This window comes from Nisaea sediminum (assembly GCF_014904705.1).
Classification (GTDB): Bacteria; Pseudomonadota; Alphaproteobacteria; order Thalassobaculales; family Thalassobaculaceae; genus Nisaea; species Nisaea sediminum.
The window spans coordinates 33,929-60,347 of record NZ_JACZCQ010000007.1; the positions used below are offsets into that span (position 1 = coordinate 33,929).

At 59.0% G+C, this 26,419-nt stretch carries 20 protein-coding genes; 13 read left to right on the plus strand and 7 right to left on the minus strand.

Translation table 11 applies throughout. From position 1 onward, the window contains the following. Positions 1-1,119: a M23 family metallopeptidase gene (locus IG122_RS17065; RefSeq protein ID WP_193186378.1), complete on the plus strand. Its 1,119-nt coding sequence runs from the start codon at positions 1-3 to the stop codon at positions 1,117-1,119. Here IG122_RS17065 and IG122_RS17070 read toward each other — a convergent pair. From IG122_RS17070 to IG122_RS17085, 4 genes are all read right to left on the minus strand, one after another. Next, entirely contained in the window at positions 1,112-3,799 is a 2,688-nt protein-coding gene (locus tag IG122_RS17070) for a glycosyltransferase (protein WP_193186381.1), read from the minus strand. The genes IG122_RS17065 and IG122_RS17070 overlap by 8 nt on opposite strands. A gap of 6 nt (positions 3,800-3,805) precedes the next feature. Continuing rightward, positions 3,806-5,581, minus strand: a complete 1,776-nt coding sequence (gene aspS, locus IG122_RS17075) for an aspartate--tRNA ligase (RefSeq protein WP_193186384.1) — start codon at positions 5,579-5,581, stop codon at positions 3,806-3,808. A 97-nt stretch (positions 5,582-5,678) separates the two neighbouring features. Next, the gene (locus IG122_RS24120; protein ID WP_226893696.1) at positions 5,679-6,920 is read right to left on the minus strand and encodes a matrixin family metalloprotease; all 1,242 of its coding nucleotides are present in this window, start codon (positions 6,918-6,920) and stop codon (positions 5,679-5,681) included. Positions 6,921-7,045: 125 nt separating this feature from the next. Then, positions 7,046-8,107: an asparaginase gene (locus IG122_RS17085; RefSeq protein WP_193186387.1), complete on the minus strand. Its 1,062-nt coding sequence runs from the start codon at positions 8,105-8,107 to the stop codon at positions 7,046-7,048. Between the two features lie 85 nt (positions 8,108-8,192). Here IG122_RS17085 and IG122_RS17090 point away from each other — a divergent pair, with 85 nt between their 5' ends. The 12 genes from IG122_RS17090 (at position 8,193) to IG122_RS17145 (ending at position 23,366) form a co-directional block, all read left to right on the plus strand. Further along, positions 8,193-8,798: an RNA methyltransferase gene (locus tag IG122_RS17090; RefSeq protein ID WP_319024914.1), complete on the plus strand. Its 606-nt coding sequence runs from the start codon at positions 8,193-8,195 to the stop codon at positions 8,796-8,798. Between the two features lie 60 nt (positions 8,799-8,858). Next, positions 8,859-9,671, plus strand: coding sequence for a sugar phosphate isomerase/epimerase family protein (locus tag IG122_RS17095; RefSeq protein ID WP_193186390.1), 813 nt, complete (start codon positions 8,859-8,861; stop codon positions 9,669-9,671). Positions 9,672-9,813: 142 nt separating this feature from the next. Then, positions 9,814-11,379 carry a B12-binding domain-containing radical SAM protein gene (locus tag IG122_RS17100; protein WP_193186394.1) on the plus strand — a complete coding sequence of 522 codons (1,566 nt, stop codon included), beginning with the start codon at positions 9,814-9,816 and terminating at the stop codon, positions 11,377-11,379. A gap of 59 nt (positions 11,380-11,438) precedes the next feature. Beyond that, on the plus strand, positions 11,439-12,149 hold the full coding sequence (locus IG122_RS17105; RefSeq protein WP_193186397.1) for a formyltransferase family protein: 711 nt from the start codon (positions 11,439-11,441) through the stop codon (positions 12,147-12,149). Positions 12,150-12,280: 131 nt separating this feature from the next. Continuing rightward, complete coding sequence (locus IG122_RS17110; RefSeq protein WP_193186400.1) at positions 12,281-13,351, plus strand: pyridoxal phosphate-dependent aminotransferase; 1,071 nt, start codon at positions 12,281-12,283, stop codon at positions 13,349-13,351. A gap of 30 nt (positions 13,352-13,381) precedes the next feature. Then, entirely contained in the window at positions 13,382-14,593 is a 1,212-nt protein-coding gene (locus IG122_RS17115; RefSeq protein WP_193186403.1) for a hypothetical protein, read from the plus strand. A 505-nt stretch (positions 14,594-15,098) separates the two neighbouring features. Next, positions 15,099-16,313 carry a hypothetical protein gene (locus IG122_RS17120; RefSeq protein WP_193186406.1) on the plus strand — a complete coding sequence of 405 codons (1,215 nt, stop codon included), beginning with the start codon at positions 15,099-15,101 and terminating at the stop codon, positions 16,311-16,313. Between the two features lie 231 nt (positions 16,314-16,544). Next, positions 16,545-17,588: an NAD-dependent epimerase/dehydratase family protein gene (locus IG122_RS17125; protein ID WP_193186409.1), complete on the plus strand. Its 1,044-nt coding sequence runs from the start codon at positions 16,545-16,547 to the stop codon at positions 17,586-17,588. A 42-nt stretch (positions 17,589-17,630) separates the two neighbouring features. Further along, a complete protein-coding gene (locus tag IG122_RS17130) occupies positions 17,631-18,581 on the plus strand; it encodes a class I SAM-dependent methyltransferase (protein WP_193186412.1) in 951 nt (316 codons plus the stop codon). A gap of 32 nt (positions 18,582-18,613) precedes the next feature. Next, positions 18,614-19,804, plus strand: coding sequence for a radical SAM protein (locus IG122_RS17135; RefSeq protein ID WP_193186415.1), 1,191 nt, complete (start codon positions 18,614-18,616; stop codon positions 19,802-19,804). 71 nt (positions 19,805-19,875) lie between these two features. Beyond that, positions 19,876-20,880: a glycosyltransferase family protein gene (locus tag IG122_RS17140; protein ID WP_193186418.1), complete on the plus strand. Its 1,005-nt coding sequence runs from the start codon at positions 19,876-19,878 to the stop codon at positions 20,878-20,880. 371 nt (positions 20,881-21,251) lie between these two features. Further along, positions 21,252-23,366: a B12-binding domain-containing radical SAM protein gene (locus IG122_RS17145; protein WP_193186420.1), complete on the plus strand. Its 2,115-nt coding sequence runs from the start codon at positions 21,252-21,254 to the stop codon at positions 23,364-23,366. 234 nt (positions 23,367-23,600) lie between these two features. Here IG122_RS17145 and rfbC read toward each other — a convergent pair whose 3' ends face one another. From rfbC to rfbF, 3 genes are read right to left on the minus strand one after another with little or no spacing between them, the layout of a single operon-like run. Next, entirely contained in the window at positions 23,601-24,176 is a 576-nt protein-coding gene (rfbC, locus tag IG122_RS17150) for a dTDP-4-dehydrorhamnose 3,5-epimerase (protein ID WP_319024915.1), read from the minus strand. Beyond that, the gene (locus tag IG122_RS17155) at positions 24,173-25,399 is read right to left on the minus strand and encodes a class I SAM-dependent methyltransferase (RefSeq protein ID WP_193186423.1); all 1,227 of its coding nucleotides are present in this window, start codon (positions 25,397-25,399) and stop codon (positions 24,173-24,175) included. The genes rfbC and IG122_RS17155 overlap by 4 nt, the downstream gene beginning before the upstream one ends. Before the next feature lie 36 nt (positions 25,400-25,435). Then, positions 25,436-26,212: a glucose-1-phosphate cytidylyltransferase gene (rfbF, locus tag IG122_RS17160; RefSeq protein WP_193186426.1), complete on the minus strand. Its 777-nt coding sequence runs from the start codon at positions 26,210-26,212 to the stop codon at positions 25,436-25,438. Positions 26,213-26,419: the final 207 nt, after the last annotated feature.

Sequence of the window (26,419 nt, forward strand, 5' to 3'; positions counted from 1 at the left end):
TTGGGCCGACTGATCGCACTCTATGTCGCTTTCGTCTTTCTCATCGGCGGGGCCTTTTCCTGGCTGATTGTCGACCTGCTCGGTCCGCAAGAAGGTCCCGCGCCGACCGAGGCCTCGGCCGGCACATTGGTCTTTGCGCAAGCGAAGGCGCCGGAGCCTCCCGTTCTCGATGGCCTTGCTCCATCGCCCCTCCCGCTCTCCCTGCCGATCGCTTGCACTCCGGGCAAGGACTGCTGGGTCGTAAATTATGTCGACCGGGACCCGGGCAAGGACTTCCGTGACTATGCCTGCGGGGACATGGGATATGACGGCCACAAGGGAACCGATATCGCTATCGCGCATGCCGGTCGGCTGGAGGAGAATGTGCCCGTTCTGGCGGCTGCGTCCGGCAGCGTCGTCGGCGTGCGGGATGGTATGGCGGACGTGTTCAACCGCGGTGCCAGCCGGGACGACCTTGACGGCAAGGATTGCGGCAACGGCGTGCGCATCGATCATGGCGGCGGTTGGGCCACCCAATATTGCCACCTGAAGAAAGGCAGCGTTGCCGTGAAGGCGGGCGAAACCGTCGTCGCCGGCGACCAGCTCGGCAGCGTCGGGCTGTCCGGGGCGACGCAGTTTCCGCATATCCACATCACGGTAAACAAGGACAACGCCGTGATCGATCCCTTTACCGGCCTCGGCGCATCGGCGGAGAGTTGCGGTCTTGGCAAGGCACCGCTCTGGGACAAGCCGGTCCTGCGCCAGCTCGCCTATTATTCACCCTTCGCCCCCAATGCCGGTTTCGCAGATCATGTGCCTGACGCTGCCGACGCCAAATCCGGCAAGCTGGGTGGTTGGAGGCCTGCGGCAGACAGTCCGGCTCTCGTCTTCTGGACGGAACTCTACGGTTCGCGCGCCGGTGACCGGCTGGAGCTGAAGCTGGTCGGCCCGGACGGAGAAAAGATCGCGGACAAGTCCGAGACCCTCGACCGGAACCGGAACTGGCTCTACCGGGCGATCGGACGCAAGCTCCGGGGGAGCTGGGCGCCGGGAACCTATGTCGGGACGGTTAGCGTCACGCGGCCGGACGGCCCCGGCCAAAGGCAGTTCGAACAAAGCTTCACGACCACCCTCAGATAGTCCCGAGGCGCACGCCGGTCTTGATCGCGCGCGGTTCTTCCGGAAGCGCAAAGGCTGGCCGTTCCGGTGTGATGGAAAGATTGGGGTTGTAGGCCGGATCGTCTTCCAGCAGGGCGCCCCAGCGCTCGACCATGAAGGCGCGTTCCTTGTCGTAGAGCGCGGCCTTCTCCGGCGTGATCACGGTTCCCCTCGAGGCGGACTCGTGGTGCACCAGCACCGCATGCGGAGTCCAGAGCACCCGGTATCCGGCCCGGCGGACGCGCAGGCAGAGGTCGATATCGCCGAAATCGACCGCCAGTGCCTCGTCAAATCCGCCAATCTTCTCAAAGATCTCACGGCGCATGACCATGCAGGCGCCGGTGACCGCGGAGAGGTTCTGTGCCTGCGTGGCACGGCCCCAGTAGCCGCCGTCATTCTCCGCGATCTTCAGGTTGGTATGCCGTGCGACATGGGCGCCTGCGAGAGCGATCCCCGCATGTTGAACGCTCCGGTCGGGATAGAGCAGCTTGGCACCGACAAGGCCGATCTCCGGGCGTGCCGACTCCGCGACCATTTCCCTCAGCCAGTCCGGGTTGGCAGGCTCGATGTCGTTGTTGAGAAAACAGATATAGGCGCCCGTCGCTCCGGCCGCGCCGAGATTGCTGAGGCGGGAGAAGTTGAACGCACCCGCATCCTTCAGCACGGTGACGTTGGCCCGGCGTTCCAGCCCGTCGAGATAGCGCAGGGTGGCGCCGTCGTCGCTGCCATTGTCGACGATGCGGATCTCCAGATCCGGATAGTCGGTCTGGTCGAGCAGCCCGTCGATGCAGGTACGCAGCAGGCCGAGCCGGTTCTTCGTCGGGATGACGACGGAAACGCGCGCATCGGCGGGCAGGGGACGGACGAGGCGCCAGCGGCCGCCTCTGAGCTCGGCGCGCGCGTCCGAACCGCGCCGTTCCAGCGCATCGCGGATGACCCGGCCGGTGGCGGCCAGCGCGTAGGGCTTGGTTTCGACCGAGGCGGCGGTGGAATTCGCCGTCGCCCGCCAGTGATAGAGGATGCGCGGGACATGCCCGATCCGCTCCGGTGCGCTCCGTTCCGCCACGCGCTGCACGAGATCGTGGTCCTGGCTGCCTTCGAGGCCGAGGCGGAAGCCGCCGACCTCTTCCGCCAATGACCGGCGGATCACACTGAGATGGCAGATGTAATTGGAGACGAGGGACAGGTCCGGGTCCCAGGCCGGCTTGAAATGGGGCGAGAAGCGGGTGCCCTGATCGTCGATCTTGTCCTCGTCCGAATAGATGAGATCGAGCTCGGGATGCGCCGCCAGCGCCCGTGCCATTTCAGCCAACGCATCCGGCGCCAGACAATCGTCATGGTCCAGGAGGCCGATAAAGGTTCCGCGCGCGATTTCGAGCGCCGAATTCGACGCGGCCGAGATATGTCCGTTCTCCGGTCGCAAGACCAGTTTCACGCGGGGCTCCTGCGCGGCAGCCTCCTTCAGGACCCGGATGACGTCCGCATCCGTCGAGGCGTCGTCGGCAAGGCAGAGCTCCCAGTCATCGAAGCTCTGCTCCAGAACGGAGGCGATGGCATCGCGCAGATGACCGGGTTCTGGATTGTAGACTGGCAGCAGCACGGAAAAGAGCGGGGTGTCGCTGGCGGCTGCGGTCACCGGCGCGCGCGTCTCTTCGAGCGCGGCGCGTTTTCCTAGCCATTCCTGATACTGCGTTTTCGGCAGCGCGGCGCCGTCTGAACCACAGCGTCGATGTGCCTCGGCTGCGAGCAGGAGCAGTTCGTCGGGCGGCGTCGCGTCGGCATTGATTTCGCCCAGCACCTCCAGCGCCCGCTCCGGCCGACCCGCGCCGAGCAGCGCCCGCATGTAGAGCATCGCCGGTTCGAGATCCCGGCGGCTGACGCACCACCAGCGGGCGGCCGCGGCCGCATCACCGGTTCGCGCGGAGCCGACGAGCCCGCGCGCCGCTTTCGGATCGACGAGCTGCGATTTCCGCGTGCTGGTCTCCGCACCCGGTTTGCCGAGGCGTCGGCGGAGCTGCGCCTGGCGGGCTAGCGCGGGCCCGTTCAGCGGGCGGACCGCGAGGCTGCGGGCGAGATGGGCAAGACCTTCCTCGCGGTCACCAAGCGCCGGCTCGAGTACGGAGAGATTGAACCATGCATCCGCGGCTTCCGGCCGCAGCAGCGCCTCGCGACGGAAGGCACGAACGGACTCGGAGAGCCGGCCGGCACCGTGCAGCGCCGCCGCGTGGCGCGCGTGGGCCGCCGGGTTCAGGCCATCGAGACGGGCTGCCTCGCCATAGCGCCGGAGGCTTTTGCCCGGTTGCTTCGTCTCGGCATAGATCCAGCCGAGCAGTTCGGCCGTTCCTGGGTGATAGGGCAGGATAGTGCGTAGCCGCTCGTACTGCCGCGCCGCCTTGAGGGACGGGCCGGGGGCACCCTCGAGATCGGCAAAGAGGGCGAGCGCTGTCGGGTTGGCGGGTTGACGCAACAGTGCGCGTTGCCAAGCTTTCTGCGCCCCGTCCGGGCGGCCGCTACGGGCTTCGATCTGGCCGAGATGGATCAGCGCGGCCGCATCGTCCTTTGCGGTGCGCGCGACACGCCGGAACAGCTCGGCCGCATCCTCAGCACGCCCGTCTGCGAGCGCCGCCTGCGCCTGTCGGAAGGCTTCGGCGGCACCCAGCATCGGTCCTTATCCGGCGGCCGGTTTCGGCGGCAGCGCGAGGCGGATGTTCAGTTCCTTCAGATGCTCCGGCGTCGCCTCGCTCGGCGCGCCCATCATCAGGTCCTCGGCCCGCTGGTTCAGCGGGAAGAGGATGACCTCGCGGATGTTCGGCTCCTTTGCCAGCAGCATAACGATCCGGTCGATGCCCGGCGCGATGCCGCCGTGCGGCGGGGCACCGTACTTGAAGGCGTTCAACATGCCGCGGAACTTGTCTTCCAGCACCTCGGCCGAATAGCCGGCGATCGCGAAGGCCTTGTACATGACCTCCGGCAGATGGTTCCGGATCGCGCCCGAGCTGAGCTCAAGACCGTTGCAGACGATGTCGTACTGGTAGGCGAGGATATCGAGCGGGTTCTCGTTTTCCAGCGCCGCGAGGCCGCCCTGCGGCATGGAGAACGGGTTGTGCGAGAAGTCGATCTTCCCGGTTGCCTCGTCCAGCTCGTACATCGGGTAGTCGACGATCCAGCAGAGCCGGAAGGTGTCCTTCTCGACGATGTCGAGATCGTTGCCGAGCTTCACGCGGGCCGTGCCTGCGAGCTTGGCGGCTTCGCTTTCCTTGCCGGCGGAGAAGAAGATGGCGTCGCCGTCTCCCATGCCGGTCTGTTCCTTGAGGGCGGCGATCTTCTCCGGCGTCAGGCGGTTCGCGATCGGGCCGCGGGCCTCGCCCTCGCCGAAGATGATGTAGCCCATGCCCGGCGCGCCTTCGCCCTGCGCCCAGCTGTTCATCCGGTCGCAGATCGCCCGGCTGCCGCATTTCGGACCCGGCACCGCGCGGACCACACCGCCGCCGGCGATGACCTTGGCGAAGACGGCGAAATCGCTGTCGCGGAAGATCTCGGTGACGTCGGAGATCTCTATCGGAATGCGCAGGTCCGGCTTGTCGTTACCGTATTTGAGCATCGACTCCTTGTAGGGGATGCGCGGGAACGGGCCCGGCACCTTCCAGTCGGAGAATTCCTCGAACACCCCCGCCATGACCGGCTCGATCGCCTGGAAGACGTCTTCCTGCTCGACGAAGCTCATCTCGACATCGAGCTGGTAGAATTCGCCCGGCGAGCGGTCTGCCCGGCTGTCCTCGTCGCGGAAGCAGGGCGCGATCTGGAAGTAGCGGTCGAAGCCGGAGACCATGATCAGCTGTTTGAACTGCTGCGGCGCCTGCGGCAGGGCGTAGAACTTGCCCGGATGCTGGCGGGCCGGCACCAGGAAGTCGCGCGCGCCTTCCGGCGAGGAGGCGGTCAGGATCGGCGTCTGGAACTCGAAGAATCCCTGCTCGACCATGCGGCGGCGGATCGAGGAGACGACCTTGCTACGCAGCATGATGTTGTTGTGGATGCGCTCGCGGCGCAGGTCCAGGAAGCGGTAGCGCAGGCGGGTCTCCTCGCCGGCATCCTCGTCCGCGTTGACCTGCAGCGGCAGCACTTCGGCGGTGGACTGGACCTCGATCTCGTCGATACGGAGCTCGATATGGCCGGTCGGCAGCTTCTCGTTGACCGTCTCGTCGGTCCGCTTCACGACCCGTCCGGTGATCGTCACCACGCTCTCGACGCGGAGCTTCTCGACGGTCTTGAAGGTCTCGTCCTCGATATCGACCACGCACTGCGTCAGGCCGTAATGGTCGCGCAGGTCGATGAAGACCAGCTGGCCGTGATCGCGACGGCGGTGGATCCAGCCGGAAAGGCGGACGGTTTCGCCGACATGGTCTTGGCGGAGATCGTTACAGGTATGGCTGCGATAGCGATGCATGACAGATCAATCTTTTCGGAAATTCGCGCGCGGCATCTCCTAACGCGCGGCGCCGCGCCCGGCAAAGGAAAAATGACGGAAACGGCCTGCTCTCGGGTCAGACGACCTCGAAAGTCACGCTGCTCGAATCGGAATAGCCGATCAGGTCGATCCGCGTGCCGCTGCTCAGCCGGATCACCGTATCGCCGAAGCTGTCGACTGTGACGCTCGTCGTGGTGACGCCGCTGGCGAGCTGTATCGCGTCCTCGGCCTGATAGCCGTGGATATAGTCCCAGCCTTCGTTGCTGTTGGCATAGCTGAACTTGTCTGCACCGAGATTGCCGTAAAGGTCGTCGTATCCGGCGCCGCCGGAGATCGTGTCCGCGTCCTGGCCGCCGAAGATCGTGTCGGCGCCGGCATCGCCGTTGATGATGTCGCTGCCGTGATTGCCGTAGAGGATGTCGTTGCCGTCGCCGCCGGAAATCGTGTCCGAGCCTTCCCGTTGGGCGAGCGGGCTGCCGCTGGTCGGGCCGTTGTTCTGGCCGCCGAAGATGGTGTCGTTGCCGCTGCCACCGAAGAGCAGGTCGGTTTCCTTGTTGCCGTAGATCAGGTCGTTGCCGCTGCCGCCCGAGATCGTGTCGCTGCCGCCCGCGCCGCTCAGGATGTCGTCCGCCGAGCTGCCGAACAGGCTGTCGGCGCTTTCGGAGCCAACGGTTCCGGTCGTGGTCGTGCCAGATCCGGCGGCGCCGTAGAGCGACTGGATGACCTCGATGTCGTAGCTCGTGACGGTCGAGAGCGAGGTGTCGAGGAAGGTCGACATGATCGAGGGGGTATGATTGATGTGATCGAGGCCCAGCCCGTGCCCGGCTTCGTGGATCGCGGTCGAGAGGAAGTACTCGGTGTCCGCCTGGTCCATGAAGATGACGACGGAGTCCGTGCCGGAGACCATCCGGCCGTCCTGTCCGACATCGATGTAGTAGGCGGTCCCGAGCACGCCGCCGGAGCCGTCGGAGTTCGGTTCCCAGGCGATCACCCAGTCCGCGTTGGCGGCGCTGGTTTCGCTGAAGGTGATGTTGGCGACATTGCTCCAGGTCGCCATCGCGCTCTCGAAACGGGCCTGATAGGTACTGTCGAAACTGCTGTAGCCGAGAGACGAGCCGTCGAACGAGTAATTGATCGTGGTCGTCCAGGTGAAACCGAGCACGTCGGAGGAGCGGACGGCGAGCCCGCCCTCGCTCGCGCGCTGCAGATCGATCGAACGGGCCTCGGAGAGCCCGTGGTCGTGGCTGTACTGCCCTTCGAGGCCGACGCTGTGCCCTTCGGATGCTCCTGTGAGACCGGTACCGTTGTCGCTTGTCATTTGCTGACCCTACGCCTCTCCGTGCGCAGATTGACCGCAGATTTCCTTAAAATTCATTAAGGTAATGTGCGGCAGAGGGCCCGATCTTCCAGTGGCCGATCCCACATCGCGATGCGCGCGATCGATCAGAAGGCGGGCGTCGGTCGGATGAAGCCCACCAGCGTGCCGGCCCAGTTGCGGACCTCCTGCGAACAGGCCGCTTCGATGCGGGCTTTCTGGGCCTCGTCGATCACGCCGAGCCGGACCAGAACGGCGAGCACGGCCGCATGGGACGCCCGGCCCGCGCCGTCGTCGATCTTGATCGCGACACCGAGGCCTTTTTCCGGAATGGCGGCGGTGTAGTAGCCCTCCGCTCCGCCCTTCAGGATGCAGCTCTCGCCGGTCTCCGCCAGCACCACGGAATTGAACTGTCCGGTGCCGGAGAGCATCAGCGGATTGGCCGCGCAGGCCTTGGCGACGCGGCGGCAGGCGGCGGCGCGCTCGGGGGAGAGGCCGTCCGGCGCTGCGAAACGGGCCATGGCATAGGCGATGCCGCGCAGCGGCGCCCCGAAGACCGGGATGCCGCAGCCGTCGACACCGCGCGCCGTGCGGGAGAGATCCATCCCGCCCATCTCGCCGATCAGCTCGATCAGCCGGGTCTGCACCGGATGGTCCGCCGCCGTATAGCCTTTGGTCGGCTCGCCCAGATGTACCGCCGTGGTCAGCATGCCGGAATGCTTGCCGGAACAGTTGTTATGCGCCCGGGTCGGCTCCGTGCCTGCCCTGATCAGGGCATGGGCGGCCTTCTCGCTGTAGGGCAATTGCGGGCCGCATTCGAGATCGTCGACCGAGAGTCCGAGCCGGGCGAGCCAGGGGACGACTTTATCCGTGTGGATCGGTTCGCCCGCATGGGAGGCGCAGCAGAGCGCGATCTCGGCTTCGGAGAGATTGAAGGCGTCGGCCGCCCCGCTCTCGATCACCGGCAGGGTCTGCAGCGGCTTGATCGCTGAGCGCGGATAGGTCGGGCGCTCGACGTCGCCGAGGCGGAGCACGTCCTTGCCGCTCGCGTCGACCACGGAGACGATGCCGCGATGCACGGACTCGACCATGTCGCCGCGCGTGACCTCGATCAGCAGGGGGGCGGCATCGACGTCCGAAATGTGCGTGCGCACGATGCGATCGTCAGCGGCGAGGCTGTCGGGGCTCATGGGGCGTCTCCTGATATGTCATGGTTTTGTCCGGCTCTGCGGCCGGTCTCCGTGCAGTCATGGCAACTTGCCTTGGAGCAGGGGTTTGTGCAACACCGTCGCGATGCGAGGATATTTCGGAGTGGGCGTCGAGGGGATCAGCAAATCCCGGAACGCCGGTGCGATCTACAGGACGGCGCATGCCTTCGGCGCCAGCTTTGCGTTCAGCGTGCAGGCGGCGATCTCGCTGCAGGAGCTGAACCAGGTGGACACGTCGGGAACGGCGGACTCCCTGCCCTTCTATCATTTCGACACGGTCGAGGAGATGCTGCTGCCGCGGGGCTGCGCCCTGGTCGGTATCGAGATCACCGACGATGCGGTGGTTCTGCCGAGCTTCCAGCATCCGAAGAACGCGGCCTATGTGCTCGGTTCCGAGCGCGGTGGTTTGACGGAAGAGATGATCGCGCGCTGCGATCACATCGTGAAGATCCCGACCAAGTTCTCGCTCAATGTCGGTCTCGCCGCCGCGCTGGTGATGTACGACCGCCAGACCTCGCTCGGCAATTTCGCCCGCCGTCCGGTCATGCCGGGCGGGCCGACCGAGCCGCAGCCGGGCAAGGTGCCCGGTTTCGGGCCACCGCTCTGGGTGCGCAAGAAGCGCAAGCGGGACGCGGTTTCCAAGGCGGAAAGCGGCGGATCGTACAGTACCTGAGATTGTATTTGGATTTACGCGCGTGCTAGATAGCTCGTCTTTTTGGATCTGGGAGTACCAATGCGCGTCTCGATCTCAAATATCGCTTGGAATAGAGAAGAATTTGACCGGATGCTAGACGTTGTCTCCGAAGCAGGAGGCGATGCGATCGAACTGGCGCCCAACTCGATCTGGCAGGAGCCGATCAAGTCAAGCCCTAAGGAACGAAAAGAGTTCATGAACCGGGTTTCCCGGGCAGGCCTTGATGTTTCCGGGTTCCACGCCTTGCTTTTCACCCGCCCGGATCTTGCTCTGTTCCGGGACAAAGCCTCCAGCCGGGAGTATGCGGACTACCTGATCGCGCTCGGTAATCTCGCCGTTGATCTCGAGGCCGGCGCAATGGTTCTCGGTTCACCCAGAAACCGTGCTCGCGGTTCGCTGGGCCTGGACGAAGCCTGGTCATGGGCAGTCGAGAGCTTCAGGTATGTCGCCGAGGAACTTGAAAAGGCCGGTGAGGTCGATCTGTGTATCGAACCGCTCGCACCTTCGGAAACGGACTTCATTTCCTCCGTCGCAGAGGGATGGGATCTCGCCGCAGCCGTGGACCATAAGAGATTCGGTCTGCTCATCGACACCAAGGCCGTGTTCGAGAGTGAGGCGGATCCGCTCGGCACGATCTCCGGTTTCGGGGCCAGGGCGCGCCATTTTCATATCTCGAACCCGGGGCTCGGACCGGTTTACAACGGCGAGATCGATCATGCGGCTGTCGGTAAAGCGCTTCGAGGCGCAGGGTACAAGCGCTATGTTACGATCGAGATGAGGCGCCTCGAGGCGCCGAACGAAGCGCATGTTCGGAAAGCCCTTCAGTATGCGAAAAGCAGTTACCTGTCGTAACGGCAATTGAAGTAGACAGGGGTCCGGGTTCCGACGCTTCGGCGTTTCCGGGCAGCAAGCAGTAGGGAATGTAATGGCGAACGCAATAAGACGGAAAAAATATTCAGATTTCAAAGTTCTCTTTGTTTATCCGAATATCCAGATGTCGTCGCTCGCTCCTCAGGGCATCGGCTATCTGTCGGCGATGCTGAAGCAGGAAGGCATGCAGGTCGAGCTGTTCGACAGCACGTTCTATCTGAATCAGCTGACCGGCGACGCGAACAACGAGAAGGTCTACCTCTCGATGGTGCGCCCGTTCAGCTGGGAAGAGCGCGGTATCCGGCCGAAGACAACCAACATGCTCGACGACTTCAACAAGATGGTCGAGGAGTTCGAGCCGGATCTGCTCGCTTTCTCCGTCGTCGAGAACACATGGTATCTCGCCGACGAGATGATGCGCGGCCTGCGGACACGCGTCCCGACCGTTGTCGGAGGGGTGTTCCCGACCTATGCGCCGGAAATCGTTATTTCCCACCCGAAGGTGGACTACATCTGCCGCGGCGAGGGTGAGGTCGCCCTGAGCGAGCTTTGCCGAGCGCTCGCTGACGGCGAGGACACGACCCGGATTCAGAATCTCTGGGTCAAGGAGGATGGGACGGTTCACAAGAACCGGGTTGGACTCGGCATCAAGCTAGACGACCTGCCGTTCCCGGACTGGACCATCTTCGAGGAGCAGAGCCTGTTCCGTCCGATGCAGGGCCGTGTCTACAAGACCATCGGGGTCGAGACCCAGCGTGGGTGTCCCTACAAGTGCACCTTCTGCAATTCCCCGGCGAACAACGACATCTATAAGGAAGAAAGCGGCTCGGTCTTCTATCGCAAGAAGTCGGTCGAACGTGTCCACGCCGAGCTCGAATACATGCGCAAGACGCAAAACCCCGAATTCATCTATTTCGTGGTTGATACCTTCCTCGCCCTGGGCGATCGCGAATTCGCCGAATTTTCGGAGATGTACCAGGACTTCAAGGTTCCGTTCTGGATGAATACCCGCGCCGAGACGATGAACGATTGGCGCTCTGATGAACTCGAGAAAATGAACTGTCTGCGTATCAATATCGGCGTCGAGCACGGGAACCCCGATTATCGCGCCAATATGCTGAAGCGACCGGTGAGCAACGAGCGGATGCTGACGGCGTTCGAGAGTGCGGCGGGACGGAGCTTCACCACGGTTGCGAACTCGATTATCGGTATGCCGGACGAGACGCGCGACCTGGTTTTCGACACAGTCGAGTTCAATCGCCAGCTGCCCTCCGACATTGAAGCTTCCGGCGCGTTCATCTTCACGCCCTATCATGGCACCACGTTGCGCAATATCGCGGTGCAGAAGGGGTATGTCGAAGACGGTGTGGTCTGTTCCCTCGGCACGACGCGAGGCAGCATCATTAATATGCCGTGGCTCTCGACCGAGGAGATTCAGGGGCTCTGCCGGGTCTTCAGCTTCTACGTCAAGTTCCCGAAGGAGCGTTGGCCGGAGATCAAGGAAGCCGAGAAACTGACCGACAAGGGCAACGCCAAGTTCGAGGCTTTGAGGGACGAGTTCGTCGCGACGTATCGTCGGTCCGACGTCAATCCCAAGGACGTCAGCAGCTATGACCTAGTCCTGAATGGTGAGGACGATTGGAAAAAGGCGGAAAGAAAATCCGGCGATATGTACGCGGACCTGCATTGAGGTCACGTATATCGTCTCTCGCGATCTCCTGATGGACCCTTTCGATTGCAGGTGAACTGATGCGGTACGGAATTCTGGCGGAATTCTCGGGTGAACTGAGTCTCGAATACATTGCGGAGAGCCTCGACCGGAACCTCGTTCCCGATTTTATAGTGTTTTGCGGCTCGGAGAGCGATCCGGAACGCGAGCGGCTCGTCGCGGAACGAACGGAGGGACGGTACCGGCGCAAGGTGCTCTCGAAGATCGAGGGTATCGAGAAAATCCCCGCCTACTTCGTTCCGGAATTGAATTCCGAGGTTACCCTTGATGTTATCAAGGGCCTGTCTCCGGACCTGCTCGTCTCGGGCGCGACCAAGATCATCAAGATTCCGATCTGGGATCACGTGCGGCTCGGGGCCCTCAATTGTCACTCCGGGTACATCCAGGAATTCCGCGGATGTTCCTGCGTCGAATGGGCCATTCTTAAGCAGCGCCCGGTCGGTGCGACAGTGCATCTACTGAATCAGCGGATCGATGCAGGGCCGGTCGTTGTCCAGAAGGTCATGGAGATCAAGAAGGGCGAAACCTATCCCGCCGTCCGCACGAACATGATCTATCACCAGGCCCGGCTGATGATCGATGCCGTCGAGATGGCGATGAGAAACCCGGAAGACTTCCACCAGGACGTTGAACTCGGGGACTATTACAAGCCGATGCGGGATCTCGAACTCGTCCGGGACGTCGAGGGTATCCTGAAGGAAGAGAAGTACCAGCATTACGCTGCGGTCTGAGGCCGAGGTGCGCGCCGCCTCCGGCTCAACCCTGCGGAAACAAATTGTCGTGAATTTTGCCGTCTCCGGGTGAAGCTATTGTGCTCGGGCCGGAACCTGGCCGGACACCGGTTAAGTTGGGAGACCATAGAGTGAAGATCGCTCCGAAACCCTCAGTCGCATCCCTGGTGCGCTTCCCGCATGAGAAGAGCGACCGTCACGGCATGGTCCGGCTCGACCGGAACGAACGCGCTGTGCCCTTCCCCGAAAAGGTGTGGTCGCGCTTTCAGGAGCTGCTCACCCAGGAAATGGTCCTGGCCTATCCGCAGACGGCCGAGCTTTTCCAGGCGATCGCGAACTATGTCGGCGTCGACGAGGATCGGATCGGACTGGCCAGCGGTTCGGACATCGCGATCCGGTCTGTCTATGAAGCCTACATTTCCAAAGGCGACCGCGTGGTCGTTCCCGATCCCTGCTATGCGATGTACAAGGTTTACGGCGAGCTTTTCGAGGCTGAAACCGTCGAGGTCCCGATCGAGGACGATCTCGAGCTCGATCCCGAGCGGGTCCTCGATGCGCTGACTCCCGGGACACGGGCCGTCGTGATCGAGTTTCCGGGCGGGTTCGCGGGCACTAGCATGGCGATCGAGGATGTCCTGCGGGTCGTTGCGCAGGCGCGCGAGATCGGCGCACTCGCCATCGTGGACGAGGCATACAGCGCCTTCAACGGGTACACGCTCGTGCCCTATGTCGATGAGTACGAGAACCTGATCGTTACCCGTTCCTGTTCCAAGGATCTCGGTGCGGCGGGGCTTCGCGTCGGATACACCGTGGCGTGCAGGGAAGTCACCGACATCCTGCGCCGTGTCCGGCCAATGCACGAGGTGACGAGTGCTTCTGCCTGCTTCATTCGCGCGGCGCTCGAATCCCCGGAACTGATCGACGATTATGTCGAAACCATCCGGGCGAACATCCGCTACACACGAGACGCGCTTGCCCAGCTCGGCTACAGGACAGCCGGCGGCACCGGGAACTTCATCGTGGTGAAGTTCGACGACAACGAGTCGGTCAAGACGGTCATCGCCAGGCTCCAGGAGAAATCCATCCTCGTCCGGCGGCCGTTCGAGAGCGGCCGCATGAAGGGCTGGATGAGGGTCGGCATCGGCACGAAGCAGCAGATGTCGGAGTTTGTCGACGCACTGGCGACGGTGGTCTCGGGCTAACCCCCCGCGGACCAGCCTTTCGGAGCAGCCATGATATTCCTATTTGTGCGGCACTTGGTCGACCTCGATCATTTTACTCCGCTGGCATACGCTCTCGGCAAATCGGGCCGAAGAGCGGCGCTTGTCACCTATACTGCGAATATTCCCACCGATGATTTCCGGCTTAGCTTTCTGGAAACACAGGCTGGTGTCGAGGTCGTCCATTTGGCAGCTGACGAGGCTGGCCTGAACCCCAATCTCACCATAGACGAAATTTTTCAGATCTTCTCTAAGAGCGTCTTCGAGGAACTTTTCAACCCAGTCGAAGGGGCGGTTTTTGTCCATGAGCGGGAATGGAATGCGTTCACCGAGAGGCTGGAGCAGATCTCCCGTGAGCGTGGCGTCCCGATGATCTGCGCGCCCGCCTATGCGGAGACTTTTATAAATTTCCTTCAGAGGTTCGACGTATTCGATCAGGGGCCGCTGAAGCGGGGCTATGCCGGCGTTGAGAACTTCCGGGCGGTGATATCGCCTGGCGGACCTATTGATGAGCGCTTGGAGAGATCATTCTGGCCGGGAAAGCGGGTGGTGTTAGGGTCGCCGCGCTTCAGTCTGGAGTGGATCGATGTGCTTCGAGACATCGCTCCGCCCGCAGTGATCGGCGGCAGGGAAGGTAACCTCCGGCTTGCGATTTTTATGCGAAACCGATTCTATCCCGTTTTCTGGAGCGAATTGTTCGCGGCGTTAAAACTGATGCTGCGGTTCCCCAATGTGTCGATAGCGATCGTGGGTCACATTCGGAAAGGGGACCGCAGCGCTTATTGGGATCCCCTCTTTGGAGATGTCGAATTCCCTTTTCCCAGGGAGAAGTTTCAATTCGGCAAGAACAGCGAGATATTCGAGGTCGCCGAGGGTACGGCAGCGACGAGAGTTATGGAGTGGGCGGACTGTGTTCTGAACATGGGGACGAGTGTCGTGATGGAAGCTGTTGCGCTCAGGAAACCCGTTTTCTCACTCGATAACCTGCACAGCAACGTCACCGTCACGGCCCGTTATCTTCCGAGTACGCATATTGGCTGCCGCGACGATCTTCTGAAGGTCATGTTGGCGCTTGTGCGAAACCGGGAAAGCGCGATCGAACAATTCTATGACACTGACCGTTGGACAAGCTTCGTGCGTGTCTTTCTCGGCGAGGGTGACGTTCTTGCGAGGTATTCAGATTACTTTGACGAAGCCCGGGTTGCCGCCATCGGCAAGGACTGACATTCCTCCAGCTACATCCGGTCTGGAGTACGGGACGCGCAGACTGGAGAGGTCGAGGATTTGCTGTTGCGGCAGTTCACGAGGAGGTTGCTCAACAAGCTATCGCTTTTTTCAGGCTGGACACGCACAATAACAAGCCTGTTTGAGCTACGCTCCCAACACCCTGCCAAGCAATACGGGCGGCCAGCTACGCTATGCCGCCCGTATTGCTTGGACGAGGACCCGGCCATGTACCGACATGCAAATCGAATCAGGCAGATCAGGTTGCTCAAGAGGCGGCTGGAATAGGTCCGCAGATCGTTCGGGGCCGTTTCACCAGCCGTCATCTCCAATCGCTCGAAAAGCCACCGCCACGTTGATTTTTATAGCGGAATCGGAGATGAGTGTTGCGGAATGGCTAGGCAATCCTGGAAATACAGGTTGATGGTCAGATAATTGGCTGTTGCGACCAAACAGGCTTCGACACCCGCATCAAGTCGTTCGGAAATAGAGGAAAAAAGGTCAAATGGATAATTCGAACAAATCTAGTGTCAATATATACGAATTTTTGTCTGAAGCCGCGGCCAAAAAAAACTACGGCAACATAGTTTCCGTAATTTTCTACAATCTCCAGAAATCCTTGAGCTTTATTGATAGGGTGCGCGAATTTCCGGGATCTCCATTGAAAGAGATCGCGCTCTCGATGTGCCTTATCGCCCAGGGAAAAATCGATTCCAGTCGTTCTCGGCTTCTTAGGGTCAAGGAAAAAGAATGGGAGCTACTTGTCAGCTACCTCATGATCAAATGCTCGATCATCGACCATCGTTATGCAGACGCGGAGCTGATCTGCGATCGAATGATCGAACGTTATCCCTTGCATGACGACATCGATTTTGCGCTGGTCTTTTACCTGATCAAATCAACGCTTGCCACAATCCGGGGCGATGTGGACGGGGCGAATGCCTTGGCCCGCGAGTGGAGTGCCGTCAGGAACGGTCATTGGTTCCGCTCAGCCAAGTCGGCCTTGGTCGAGAAGACCGGTGGCGACATTTATCAGGATAAGGGTATCGAGAGAGGCGCGTGGCTGGAGTATCAGAGAGATATTTCCTCAAAGCACACAAAGACTCAGAATCCGTCAGTGTGGCTGCAGCATCTTTTCATCTACAACGTAGAAATGGAAATCAGGCAGGTCGAGAACGCCGACTGCTTCATCAATTATGGCGCCCTCTATGGCTGGATGGACCACCAGATCGCATCACGGTATCCGGAGATTCATGTCATCGGGTATGATCGTTCACTCGACGTGAAACAATGGAATGACAGGGTTTTTTCGGCTCCCAATCTGGAATATGCCTATGGCGATTTCGAAAAAATCCTCAAAGAGGCTTCCGAGAAATACAAGCGTATCGTTCTGGGGCATTGCCGAACCGTCACCTATCTTTCGGAATCAGAGTTGCTTTCCTTCTATCGTATGTGCGCAAGCAACAATGTAAAAGGTGTCGTCGCGATCGAAGGGTTGGGTTTCAGCTCTCTCACCAAAGAGTATTTCGACATCTCAAAAGATCGTTCTGTCTTCAAGCTCGACTCGAAAGCAAACTACCTGCACAATTGCGGAACTTATCTTGAGGAGTGCGGATACAGAGTCTCTTATACGGACTCTGAGATCACACCGACGATCAATCGTTTTAAACCTACAGAAGGTAATATCTACAATATTACCTGGCGCGGGGAACTTTCGTAAACCTCAAGCCAAGTGGAGCAGGCAGCCGGCAGGAACCGCTGGCCGCATCTGGTGACTGCGCCACTGCATGCTCTCGCGGCCGTCCCGATCCTTATCCCGGAAGCCTGACTCCATCATCTGATAGGCGTTCGTCCGGCATCTGGTAAATGGCTTATCCGGCTGGAAAAGCCGCATGCGTTCGTGATAACAGGTGCATTCGCAGATCGCAGCAGGCGGAAAGAAAATATCGCGATGAAAGTGCTGGTGCTTGGGAACTTGGGATACATCGGGCCCGTTGTCGTCGATGAGCTCGGCTCCAGGCATCCTGATATGGAGATCGTTGGGTTCGATACGGGATTGTTCAAGGAGTGTGTGGTCGATCCTGAGCACGATTTTGGGGCCAGGCTTGATCACCAGATCTTTGGAGACGTTCGCGATCTGACGGCGGAATTGTTCTCTGGTGTCGATGCCGCGATCTACCTGTCCGCGCTCTCCAATGATCCGATCGGCAACGCATTCGAAGCCCTGACTGACGAGATCAATGCGGGCAGCGCGGTGCGCGCGGCCGAAGCCGCCAAAGCGGCAGGCGTGAAACATTTCGTCTTCGCCTCGAGTTGTTCCGTCTATGGAGCCGGTGGTGAGGAAGCGAAGACGGAGGAGTCCTCGCTCGCGCCGCAAACGGCTTATGCGCGCTCCAAGATCGCGGCGGAAAAGGCCCTGGCTTCCATGGCGGACGACAGTTTCGTCATCACCTGCCTGCGTTTTGCGACGGCGTGCGGTTTCAGCCCGCACCTGCGTCTGGATCTCGTGCTGAACGATTTTGTCGCCACTGCGTTGAGCCACAGGAAGATCGACGTGCTTTCGGACGGTAGACCCTGGCGCCCTCTAATTCACGTCAAGGACATGGCGCGCGCCATGGAATGGGCATTGCAACGCTCTAGCGCGCAAGGCGGAGCTTTCCTGGCGATGAACACCGGAGCGGATACGGCGAACTATCAGATCCGGGATCTGGCGGCAGCTGTGGCCCGTAACCTTGGTGACGTCGCGGTGGCCATCAATGAAAACGCGTCGCCGGATACGCGATCCTATCGCGTCGATTTTGGCCTGTTCCGGAAACTGGCTCCCGCACACCAGCCCCGTATGATGCTGCAGGACATGGTTGGCGATCTGGTGGGCAATCTCAATCGAATCGGCTTCAAGGATCCGGATTTCCGCTCGGGCAACCTGATTCGTCTGAACTACATCAAGGATCTGGTCGCGAAGGGCGCTCTCGACGGCACCCTTCGCTGGCAGTAGTCCTGACAAACCACAATAGAATTTTATCCGCAGAGAGGAAGCATGGTCGATTTTGATGATGAAGCGAAAGCCTTCGATCAGAGAATCATGGATCGAACGGAACACGGGTTCATCGCTGACCTGCGGCGCGTCCAGCCAAACGAATATTTCTACAAGAGCTTCTGGCGACACCCGCACTATACGGACCTTTTTCTCGGCGAGATGTTCCGGAACTATGTGAAGGTCCTGGAAGAGCATGTTGCGCAGGGCGCCCGCGTGCTCGATCTTGGCTGTGGGGCAGGGTACTTCTCCCTTGAGCTCGCCCGGCTCGGATACCATGTTGTCGGAGTCGATATTTCCGCTAAATGTATAGAGACTGCCCGCCAGATACTGGAGCAAAACCCCTACAAGGACGGCTTCGGCAGTGTGGAATATGCCGAGGGATCCTATACTCTCGTCAGAGATCTCGGTCAGTTCGATGCGGTCCTCTGTTCCGGGTTCCTGCATCATATCCCCGACCTCGATGAAGTTATCTCCATCATCGACGCGGCGCTCGTGTCGGGCGGGATGCTGATCTGGCACGAACCGTCTCACAAGAGCTGGACGCCCGCAGACGCCGCGTTCGTTGCCGCTATCCGGCTCATACTCGCTGAGGCCGGTTTGTGGTATGACGAAACTATTCTGAGAGACCTCGACAGCGCGAAGCTCATGGAACTGGTCGCTGGAACCCAGGAAGAATATGTCCTTGAACGCGATCCTCATGAAGCTGGGGGGCAATCGCCGAACGATCTGTCTTGGGATGGTAACGAGATTACCCAGAGAGTGGCGGGGAAACTCGAATTGTTGATGACGAAACCTAGTGTTTCCTTTATCTACAGGGTTCTTGGGGGCATGCGCGGCGACCAGGAAAAACTTAACAGAATCGCATCTCTGTTGACCCTGATCGACAGGACCTACCTGGATGAGGGGATATTGAACGCCAATTACTTCTATGGCGTTGCGCGCAAAACTTGAGTGTGTCTTGCCTAGCACTGCCGGAGAGACCATTGAAGATCTACATCACCGAAGACGACATGTGCACGACTCAGAAGCTCAACCTGGCACGGGTCCAGCGATGGCTTGAAGCGAACGGTGCAACGATTGTCGATGAAGAGGCTGAGGCTGATCGGCTGATCTGCATGACCTGCAATGGCTGGTCCCTGCTTGAGCAGGCGTCCTACGACCGGATCAATAAATACAAGGACGACTTCAAGGATCGGATGATTGTGCTGGGATGCGTTGTCGACGCGCATCCCAGGAACGTTGCCGAGCTGTATAACGGGCCGGCAGTCGGAACGAAGGGTACCAGACCGCTATCGTTTGGTGGCATCGAGGAGCTGTTTCCGGAGTTTGCTATTCCTCTGGAAGACATTCCCGCGCAATCGATCTTCAGGAGGAAGGAAGACTACCGCGACTACAATCTTTCGAAGCGCTTCATCAACATCGCAGAGGGCTGCGCCTTCAACTGTTCTTTCTGCACACACAAGCCCGGCCTCGGCAATCGCCGCAGCCGGCCGCTCGACGACATCATGAAACAGATCGAGCAATGCGTGAAGGAAGACGTCAGGGTGGTGAACCTGATGGGCATGGAAACCGCGCTCTACGGCATGGACGTCGGCTCGTCCTATCCCGAAATGCTGCGCGCCGTTCTCGAGTACGATGAATCCTATGAGGTTCATGTCGCCCAGTTCCAGCCGCAGGGCATCTTCCGCTACTACGACGAGTTGCTGGAGCTGTTCTCGAACAGGCGCGTTACCGATATCCAGGTGCCGATCCAGTCCGTTTCCGCGCGGATCATGAAGATGATGAACCGGCGCGAGCACTCCGATCGCGTCGGCCCCTTCATGAAGAAGCTGCGTGCTGCGAATCCACGCGTCGTGCTGCGCACGGACCTTATTATCGGCTGGCCGACCGAGACAGTCGAAGAGCGCATGGCTTCACTTGATTTTGCCGGCGCACATTTCGATGAGATCTCCCTCTACACCATCGAACTGAGCCCCGATCTGCCCGCGTGGAAATACCAGCCCGATGCCTTCGGTACAGCTGAACTCGACGAGATCCGGAGAACGTCGCGCGATTACCTCAACGCGAACTACAATGTCGTCGTCTCGACGGGCCAGCAGGAAGATTCCTCGATGAAGGACGCCGAACTGAAGCGCATCCAGTTGCGTGAGCGGCGCATGAAGGAAGCGGTCTGATGATCTAGATATCCCACTCGAACTGATTTGAGCGATCAACCTGATTTACGAATGCGAGTGGAATATCTGAAATGACTGCCGACCGCGAAATCACTGCCGGTGACTATTCGGTATTGATCGTCAATTCTCATCCGAGAGAGACGCTCCTGAAGCAGATACGGTCGCTGCGGTCGCAGGGATTCGAAGGACAGATCGTCGTGACAGACGGCCGCAACGAGCCTTTTGACGATAGCTCCGAGCTCTACACGAATGTCGTCGTCGTCCACATTCCCCTTGTGAGTCAGGATCTCGAATCCCGGGCCGGGAACTTCTTCGAGAGAATTTACAAGGGCGTTCTGGCGCTGGAATCAGAGCGGATAGTTCTATGTCCGTCCGACGACCTGATGGATCTTGAAGCTGTACGTATGGCCTTTGCTTTTCTCGATCGCGACAGTTCCTTTGCCACGTGCGCGATGAACTCCATCCGGGTCCAAGGGGCCGCGGCACGCCGCTACCGGCAGATCCCCGTTACTCAGGAACACTGGACTGATCGCATTTCATTCCACGCAATCGGCGGCAGCTCTTTTTTCTGGGCCGCCCACAGAAAGAGCATCCTGAGCCGGACCCTCAGATTCATCACCGAGCTGAATTTTCCGGCACACGCTCACTGCGAGCACCTTTTTCACTTCCTCATTCTGCTGCAGGGGAAAGTCAACGTCATAGACAAGCTTGGCATCGTCAAAGATTTCTTCGACGACAGCCTGCCGCAAACCGGACAGGAGGGTATCCACGACATTTACTCAAAGGTCTATTGGGAAATCCTGCTTTCCGGAAGCGAAAGAACCGCGCAATCCATCGGCCGCTTCCTGCCTGAAATCGGCCTGGGCTCGGAGACCGACCGGGTTATCGACTTTGTGCTCAAATACCACATTGGATTTGGCGCTCTGCGTATCGACCGCTTCGACACGCACCACATCAATGACAAGAGAGCGCGCTTTCAGTATTTCGAAAGCATGGTAAAAAGCCCGAGTATTGAAGATCTTATGAAACAGTTCAGATCACTGGTTCCGAAGGTCTCGCAGATGCGTTCTCACTGACCGAGCGACGCCGAGTCTAACTCATCGTATCCAATGGGGAAATTAGAGGTCGCGCCCCGGACGTCCACGGTCGCAGGTTTTTTGCATCCTTGAAACAGGCGAGCCGCCCGGAACAGATCTGACACGGCGCCTGTTCGGTCAGCTTCGGCCTCGGGTGGAGGCTGGTCGTGCCCTTGACTCGGATCATAACAGCGCGATCAAACTTCCACACCGGCCCAATACACTGTACGGTAGTACAGTCATGGTGAGATATTGGGCTCGGAAATTCTATTTTCCTCTTAATTTGTGTGTGAACTTCGGAAAATAGACTGGTTTTCTGTGTCCTTCTATTTACTGTCAGGCATCCGACCAGGGGCTGAAGGAACCAGCGCATGCGAAGTGACCGGAAACCAGTACTCATTTATCTGGCTGATCCCATCCACACATATATCCAGACGAAGAGCTCATGGTTTATCCCGCTGAGCGTCTTGAATATTCAAGCCTATCTGGAATCGAAGTTCGGAAGTTCTGTCGAAGTTCACAGCTTCAAATATCCCGAAAGAATAATCGACGCCATTGACAGGCGGGCGCCTGATTTTGTTGGTGTATCCAACTATATTTGGAACCGTCACGTAGGCGCCGGCATTTTACGTCATGCCCGGTCACGGAATTCGCAGGTCGTCACTGTAATGGGCGGCCCCAATGTGACTCTTACCCGGGGTTACATGCAGCAGTTCCTCCAGACAGAAGACGTGGACTTCTATGTTCCGGACAATGTGATCGGTGGCGAGCAGCCTTTCGCCAGTCTGATTGCGGCCCATCTTGCCGGTTTCCCTCGTCTGCAGGATTGCGACGACGTTCATGGAGTTTGGTACCTTGACCCCGCGACAAACGGCGCTGTCGAGGTTCCGGCGCGCATCTCCGAGAAAACCCTGGACTGGCTGCCATCGCCATTTCAGGCGGGACTCGCCGATCCCTTCCTTGAGGAGGGGTTGGGAGCGATGATCGAAACCAACAGGGGCTGTCCGTTCCATTGTACATTCTGCGTATGGGGCAACGGATCGAAAGTGGTCCAGTTCAGTACGGAACGCGTTAAGAAAGACCTCGAACGTTGTGCCGCGAAAGCCACGCGCGAACTTCTGATGATCAACGACGCCAATTTCGGACTGTTCAAGAATCGCGATCTCGAGGTTGCGCGAGAGATCAGGAGACTCAAAGAGACGGTCGGCTGGCCCATGTCAGTGTTCGTGAACTGGGGGCAGGTCCGTTCAGAAAGCGCGATCAAGGTTGCCGAGGAACTGAAAGGCATTACGCTGCTGCGACAATCATCGCAATCCATGAACACCACTGTACTGGAAACCATCAAGCGTGACAGCGTGCCCGATTTCCAGTGGCGCTATGTCGTCGACGAATGCAAGAAGGCCGGGATCGAATCCTACTCCGAGGTCATTGTCATGCTGCCCGGCGAGGACCTGACCTCATATCTCGATGGACTCCGCTTCTTCTTCGATATCGGGATCGACTGCATCAGCACCAACCAGTGCCAGCTGCTGCACGGTGCCGAACTCAACACGCCCCAGTCCCGGGAAAAGTTTGAAATGAGGACTGCTTGGCGTCTCCTTGAGGGCGCCTACGGCGAATATGCCGGCGAACGCTATCTGGAGGCAGAAGAAATCGTCATCGGCAATTCAACATTCTCGGAGGCCGAGAATCTGAAAGTCAGGAAGATGAACTGGCTGATCCAGATGAGTTGGACGCTCAAACGGCATGATGTCATTTTCAAAATCTTCCAGGAACATGACGTCAACCCGGTCGATTTGTTCTTCAAATGCGCCCAGCATCGTGCGGATGGCGTGGCAGCTTTGGCGAACGAGAAGATCACGGAGCTTTTTGACAGATTCGATCGAGATGCCGAAAGTGAGCTCTTCGATTCGTACGAAGACCTGTGTAATTTCTATACGTCCGACAAGGAATTCAAAGATCTCTCGGAAAATGGTTTCAAAAAACTGAACACCTTCTATTCCGGCTTGGCCTTGGCAATCAATGAAGATTTGATTGACTATTATATCGCGGCGGGAAAAAGCCTTCTCAAGGAAACCGTCAATATCGACGAAGTCAATGAGATGCTTTCAGAGGGCAAGCGCTTCCTGATGAACCGATGCATTGCACCGGAGGACCTGCTGAATATGGAGAAATTCGAGAATTCAGACAGGACCGGGCAATTTCAGTATGATTTCACCGGTTGGCTTGAATCTCCTGAGAGCCGAAAATTGACGAATTTCCGACTCGGGAATAGCGAAACATTAATTTTCTACGCAGATCCGGAGCAGAGTGAGGCAATCGGGCGTTTTGTCGGCAATATGTCTCACAAATCGAAAGACTATATCCTCAAGAAGCTTTGCGAACCCTTCTATGGCGTAAAAAAAGAGTATCTGAATTTTCGCGTTTCCAAGCTATTGGAGGCAGGAATTCGGAAAGCAGAGCTCGAGAACGCGACAGCTCTATGATCGCTTGCGGAGAACGAATCGTGCGTCTGGACATCATGCGGTTTGCGCCGGACACGATTTTGACCGAGCGGCCTCAGCGGCGTCAGCTCTTGCCGATAGAGCCAATGGGCACCTGATTGACGTTATCTTCGAGACCTGGGGTCTGGTTCGGATACCGGTGGGTTCGCGTGTTCTTGTTCCGGGAGGGCCGGGAGGCGAACCGCGAGCGGGTGCGCCGCCTTTGGATGGGGCGGGTCAAAAGGCGGGAAGCATATCCGCGGCGCCCAGTTTGCGAAGCTCTGCGAAGCGAGGCAGGTTTCGGTCCTTCTCGGAAATCATGATCGGAGGAAAGGGCCATTCGATGCCGATCTCCTCGTCGCACCAGAGGACACCGCTGGATGCATCCGGGTTGAAATCAGCGGATATGTGATAGTTGATTGTGCTGTCGTCTTCGAGTGTCATGAAGCCGTGGGCGCAGCCCCTCGGGGCATAGACAGACAGCCTGTTGTCGACAGAAAGCTCGATCGCAAAATGTGCTCCGAATGCCGGAGACGTCGTCCGCAGGTCTACGACGACGTCGAATATTCGACCGCGTTCGCACCGTACCAGCTTGGTTTCCGAAAAAGTGCCCCTCTGGAAATGCGGCCCGCGTAGGGTACCCCTGTTGCGATTGCTGGAGCTGCTGATCTGGCGCCAACATGTCTCAAGGCCCTGTTCGGCAAATTCGGCGTGACTGAAGGTCCGCGAGAAAGCCCCTCTCTCGTCGACAAAGGCCGTTGTGTCGACGATCCACGCGCCGGGGATATTCGTCGCTTCGAAGGTCACGCTCACGTAATAATCTCCAATCGCGGCACTGCGACGACGAACCGGCCGCCCCACGAACGGATCTCGGAAAGCTGACCGGCGATCTCATCTTTCAGGTTCCAGGGGAGGATAACGACATAGTCGGGCTTCTCGTCGAAGATCCGTTGCGGATCGGAGACCTCAATCAGGGATCCAGGGAGCAGCAGGCCCTGCTTGTGAGGACTCTTGTCGGCGACGAAAGCCATCAAATCCGGCCGTACGCCACAGCAGTTCAGGAAAGTGTTCCCCTTGGCTGCCGCGCCGTAGCCGGCAACGCGCTTGCCCGCGTCGGCGGCATCGACAAGGAAGCGGATAAAATCCCGTTTCACTCTGTAGACCCTCTCCTGGAACGCGCCATATGCTCTGCCGTCGGCCATCCCGAATTCCGCTTCTTCGGAGCGCAGATCCTTCAGTGCATTGCTTTCTTCCCTGTCGCTCTCACCATGGCAGACGAACAGTCTGAGAGAGCCGCCATGGGTCGTAACCTTCGCAACATCGAAAGCACGCAGGCCACGCGCCTTCATCAGTCGCTCGGCAGCGAGCAGCGAGAAATAGCTGAAATGCTCATGGTAGATCGTGTCGAATTGGACATCCTCTATCAGACGGCGGAGGTGAGGGAACTCGAAGCTGATAACACCATCCGGTCCAAGGAGCGTTTTCATCCCGGAAACGAAGTCAACGAGGTTGGGTACGTGGGCTAGCACGTTATTCGCAATTATCAGGTCTGCGGCGCCGTGCTTGGCCTTGACCTCTTCGGCGCAATCGTTTCCGAAAAACGCACATACAGTCGGGATGCCGGCCGCATTCGCTGCCTTGACGATATTCGCCGCCGGGTCGATCCCCAGGCATGGGATGTCCTGCGCGACAAAATTCTTGAGGAGATAACCGTCGTTGCTGGCTACTTCATAGACCATTGAGCCGGTGTGGATTCCGAAGCGTTCGGTGAGGTCTGCAACCAGCTTCCGGGCGTGCTCGAGCCAGCTCGCGGAGAACGACGAGAAATACGGGTAGTCCGAGAATATGTCGGTCCGCGACACGAAGGACTCAAGCTGGACGAGGCGGCAATCGTCGCACACCCATGCAAACAGGGGATAGTGGACTTCCCCGAATTTTAGTTTATCCGGTGCCAAAAGCGCGTTTGCGAGCGGAGTCGCCCCGAGGTCGCAGAAAGGGGTCTTGAGCGGCGCGTTGCAGCTGCGGCAGTGGGACATGAATCAGAGCCTTCGTCGGAAAACGAGAGAGAAGGATTACCACGTCTTCCAAGGAACATTGTCGGATGCCCACAGGGAACGCAGCCAGTCCACGTCCCTTTGCGTATCCATGCATCCCCAAAAATCGTCGTGGCGGTAGATCATCATTTCGCCGATGCGCGCAAGTTCTTCAAACGCGCCCATCTCCAGATCGCAATCCTCGTCTGCTGTCAGATAGTCGAATATCCGCCTGTCGAAGACGAAAAAGCCACCATTGATATAGTCCCGGGGCTTGTCCGGCTTCTCGGCAAAACGAAGAACGCGGTCGCCGTCGATCTTCAATTCTCCGAAGCGCGCAGCAGGATTAACGCCGGTCACGGTGGCGATCTTTCCGTGCGCCTTGTGGAAAGCGATCAGCTTTGTGACGTCGACATTCGATAGACCATCTCCGTATGTTGCAACGAAGCAATCGCCTTCGATGTATTTCTCAATCCTCTTGATCCGGCCGCCCTTCAGGGTCGTCGCTCCGGTATTTGCAAGGGTAATTAACCAATCCGACTCGTCATGCTGATCGTGCTTGGTGATGATGCCGCCTTTTCCCAGTTCGAGCGTCACATCACAGTTCTGGAGTTCGTAATCCAGAAAATAATGTTTGATTACGTCGCCTTTGTACCCAAGGACCAAAATGAAGTCCTTGATGCCGTGTACGCTGTAATGCTTCATGATGTGCCAGAGGACCGGGTGCTCACCGATCGACACCATAGGTTTCGGACGGAATTCTGTTTCCTCACGCATCCGGGTGCCCAGTCCGCCGCACAGTATGACTGCCTGCATAACGCTATTGATCCCTACTCAAAGAGGCTGATTCCGCACGATTCGAGCCGCCAACCGGCAGAGTCGAACTATCACCTACGTGTCGCTCTCGCAAGCCTCTCTGAGCCTGCAAAAAGGCACGGCGCGAGAATTCGCAACAGAAAGACTGATTTTGAGGAAAAATGATCTAAGGAAACCCTGACAACGCGGGATTCTCTGTGTGTGGGC

Coding starts and splice junctions, on each gene's coding strand:
- IG122_RS17070 (WP_193186381.1), bottom strand. CDS start 3,799: ATGCTGGGTGCCGCCGAAGCCTTCCGACAGGCGCAGGCGGCGCTCGCA.
- aspS (WP_193186384.1), bottom strand. CDS start 5,581: ATGCATCGCTATCGCAGCCATACCTGTAACGATCTCCGCCAAGACCAT.
- IG122_RS24120 (WP_226893696.1), bottom strand. CDS start 6,920: ATGACAAGCGACAACGGTACCGGTCTCACAGGAGCATCCGAAGGGCAC.
- IG122_RS17085 (WP_193186387.1), bottom strand. CDS start 8,107: ATGAGCCCCGACAGCCTCGCCGCTGACGATCGCATCGTGCGCACGCAC.
- IG122_RS17095 (WP_193186390.1), top strand. CDS start 8,859: ATGCGCGTCTCGATCTCAAATATCGCTTGGAATAGAGAAGAATTTGAC.
- IG122_RS17100 (WP_193186394.1), top strand. CDS start 9,814: ATGTCGTCGCTCGCTCCTCAGGGCATCGGCTATCTGTCGGCGATGCTG.
- IG122_RS17105 (WP_193186397.1), top strand. CDS start 11,439: ATGCGGTACGGAATTCTGGCGGAATTCTCGGGTGAACTGAGTCTCGAA.
- IG122_RS17115 (WP_193186403.1), top strand. CDS start 13,382: ATGATATTCCTATTTGTGCGGCACTTGGTCGACCTCGATCATTTTACT.
- IG122_RS17120 (WP_193186406.1), top strand. CDS start 15,099: ATGGATAATTCGAACAAATCTAGTGTCAATATATACGAATTTTTGTCT.
- IG122_RS17125 (WP_193186409.1), top strand. CDS start 16,545: ATGAAAGTGCTGGTGCTTGGGAACTTGGGATACATCGGGCCCGTTGTC.
- IG122_RS17130 (WP_193186412.1), top strand. CDS start 17,631: ATGGTCGATTTTGATGATGAAGCGAAAGCCTTCGATCAGAGAATCATG.
- IG122_RS17140 (WP_193186418.1), top strand. CDS start 19,876: ATGACTGCCGACCGCGAAATCACTGCCGGTGACTATTCGGTATTGATC.
- IG122_RS17145 (WP_193186420.1), top strand. CDS start 21,252: ATGCGAAGTGACCGGAAACCAGTACTCATTTATCTGGCTGATCCCATC.
- IG122_RS17155 (WP_193186423.1), bottom strand. CDS start 25,399: ATGTCCCACTGCCGCAGCTGCAACGCGCCGCTCAAGACCCCTTTCTGC.
- rfbF (WP_193186426.1), bottom strand. CDS start 26,212: ATGCAGGCAGTCATACTGTGCGGCGGACTGGGCACCCGGATGCGTGAG.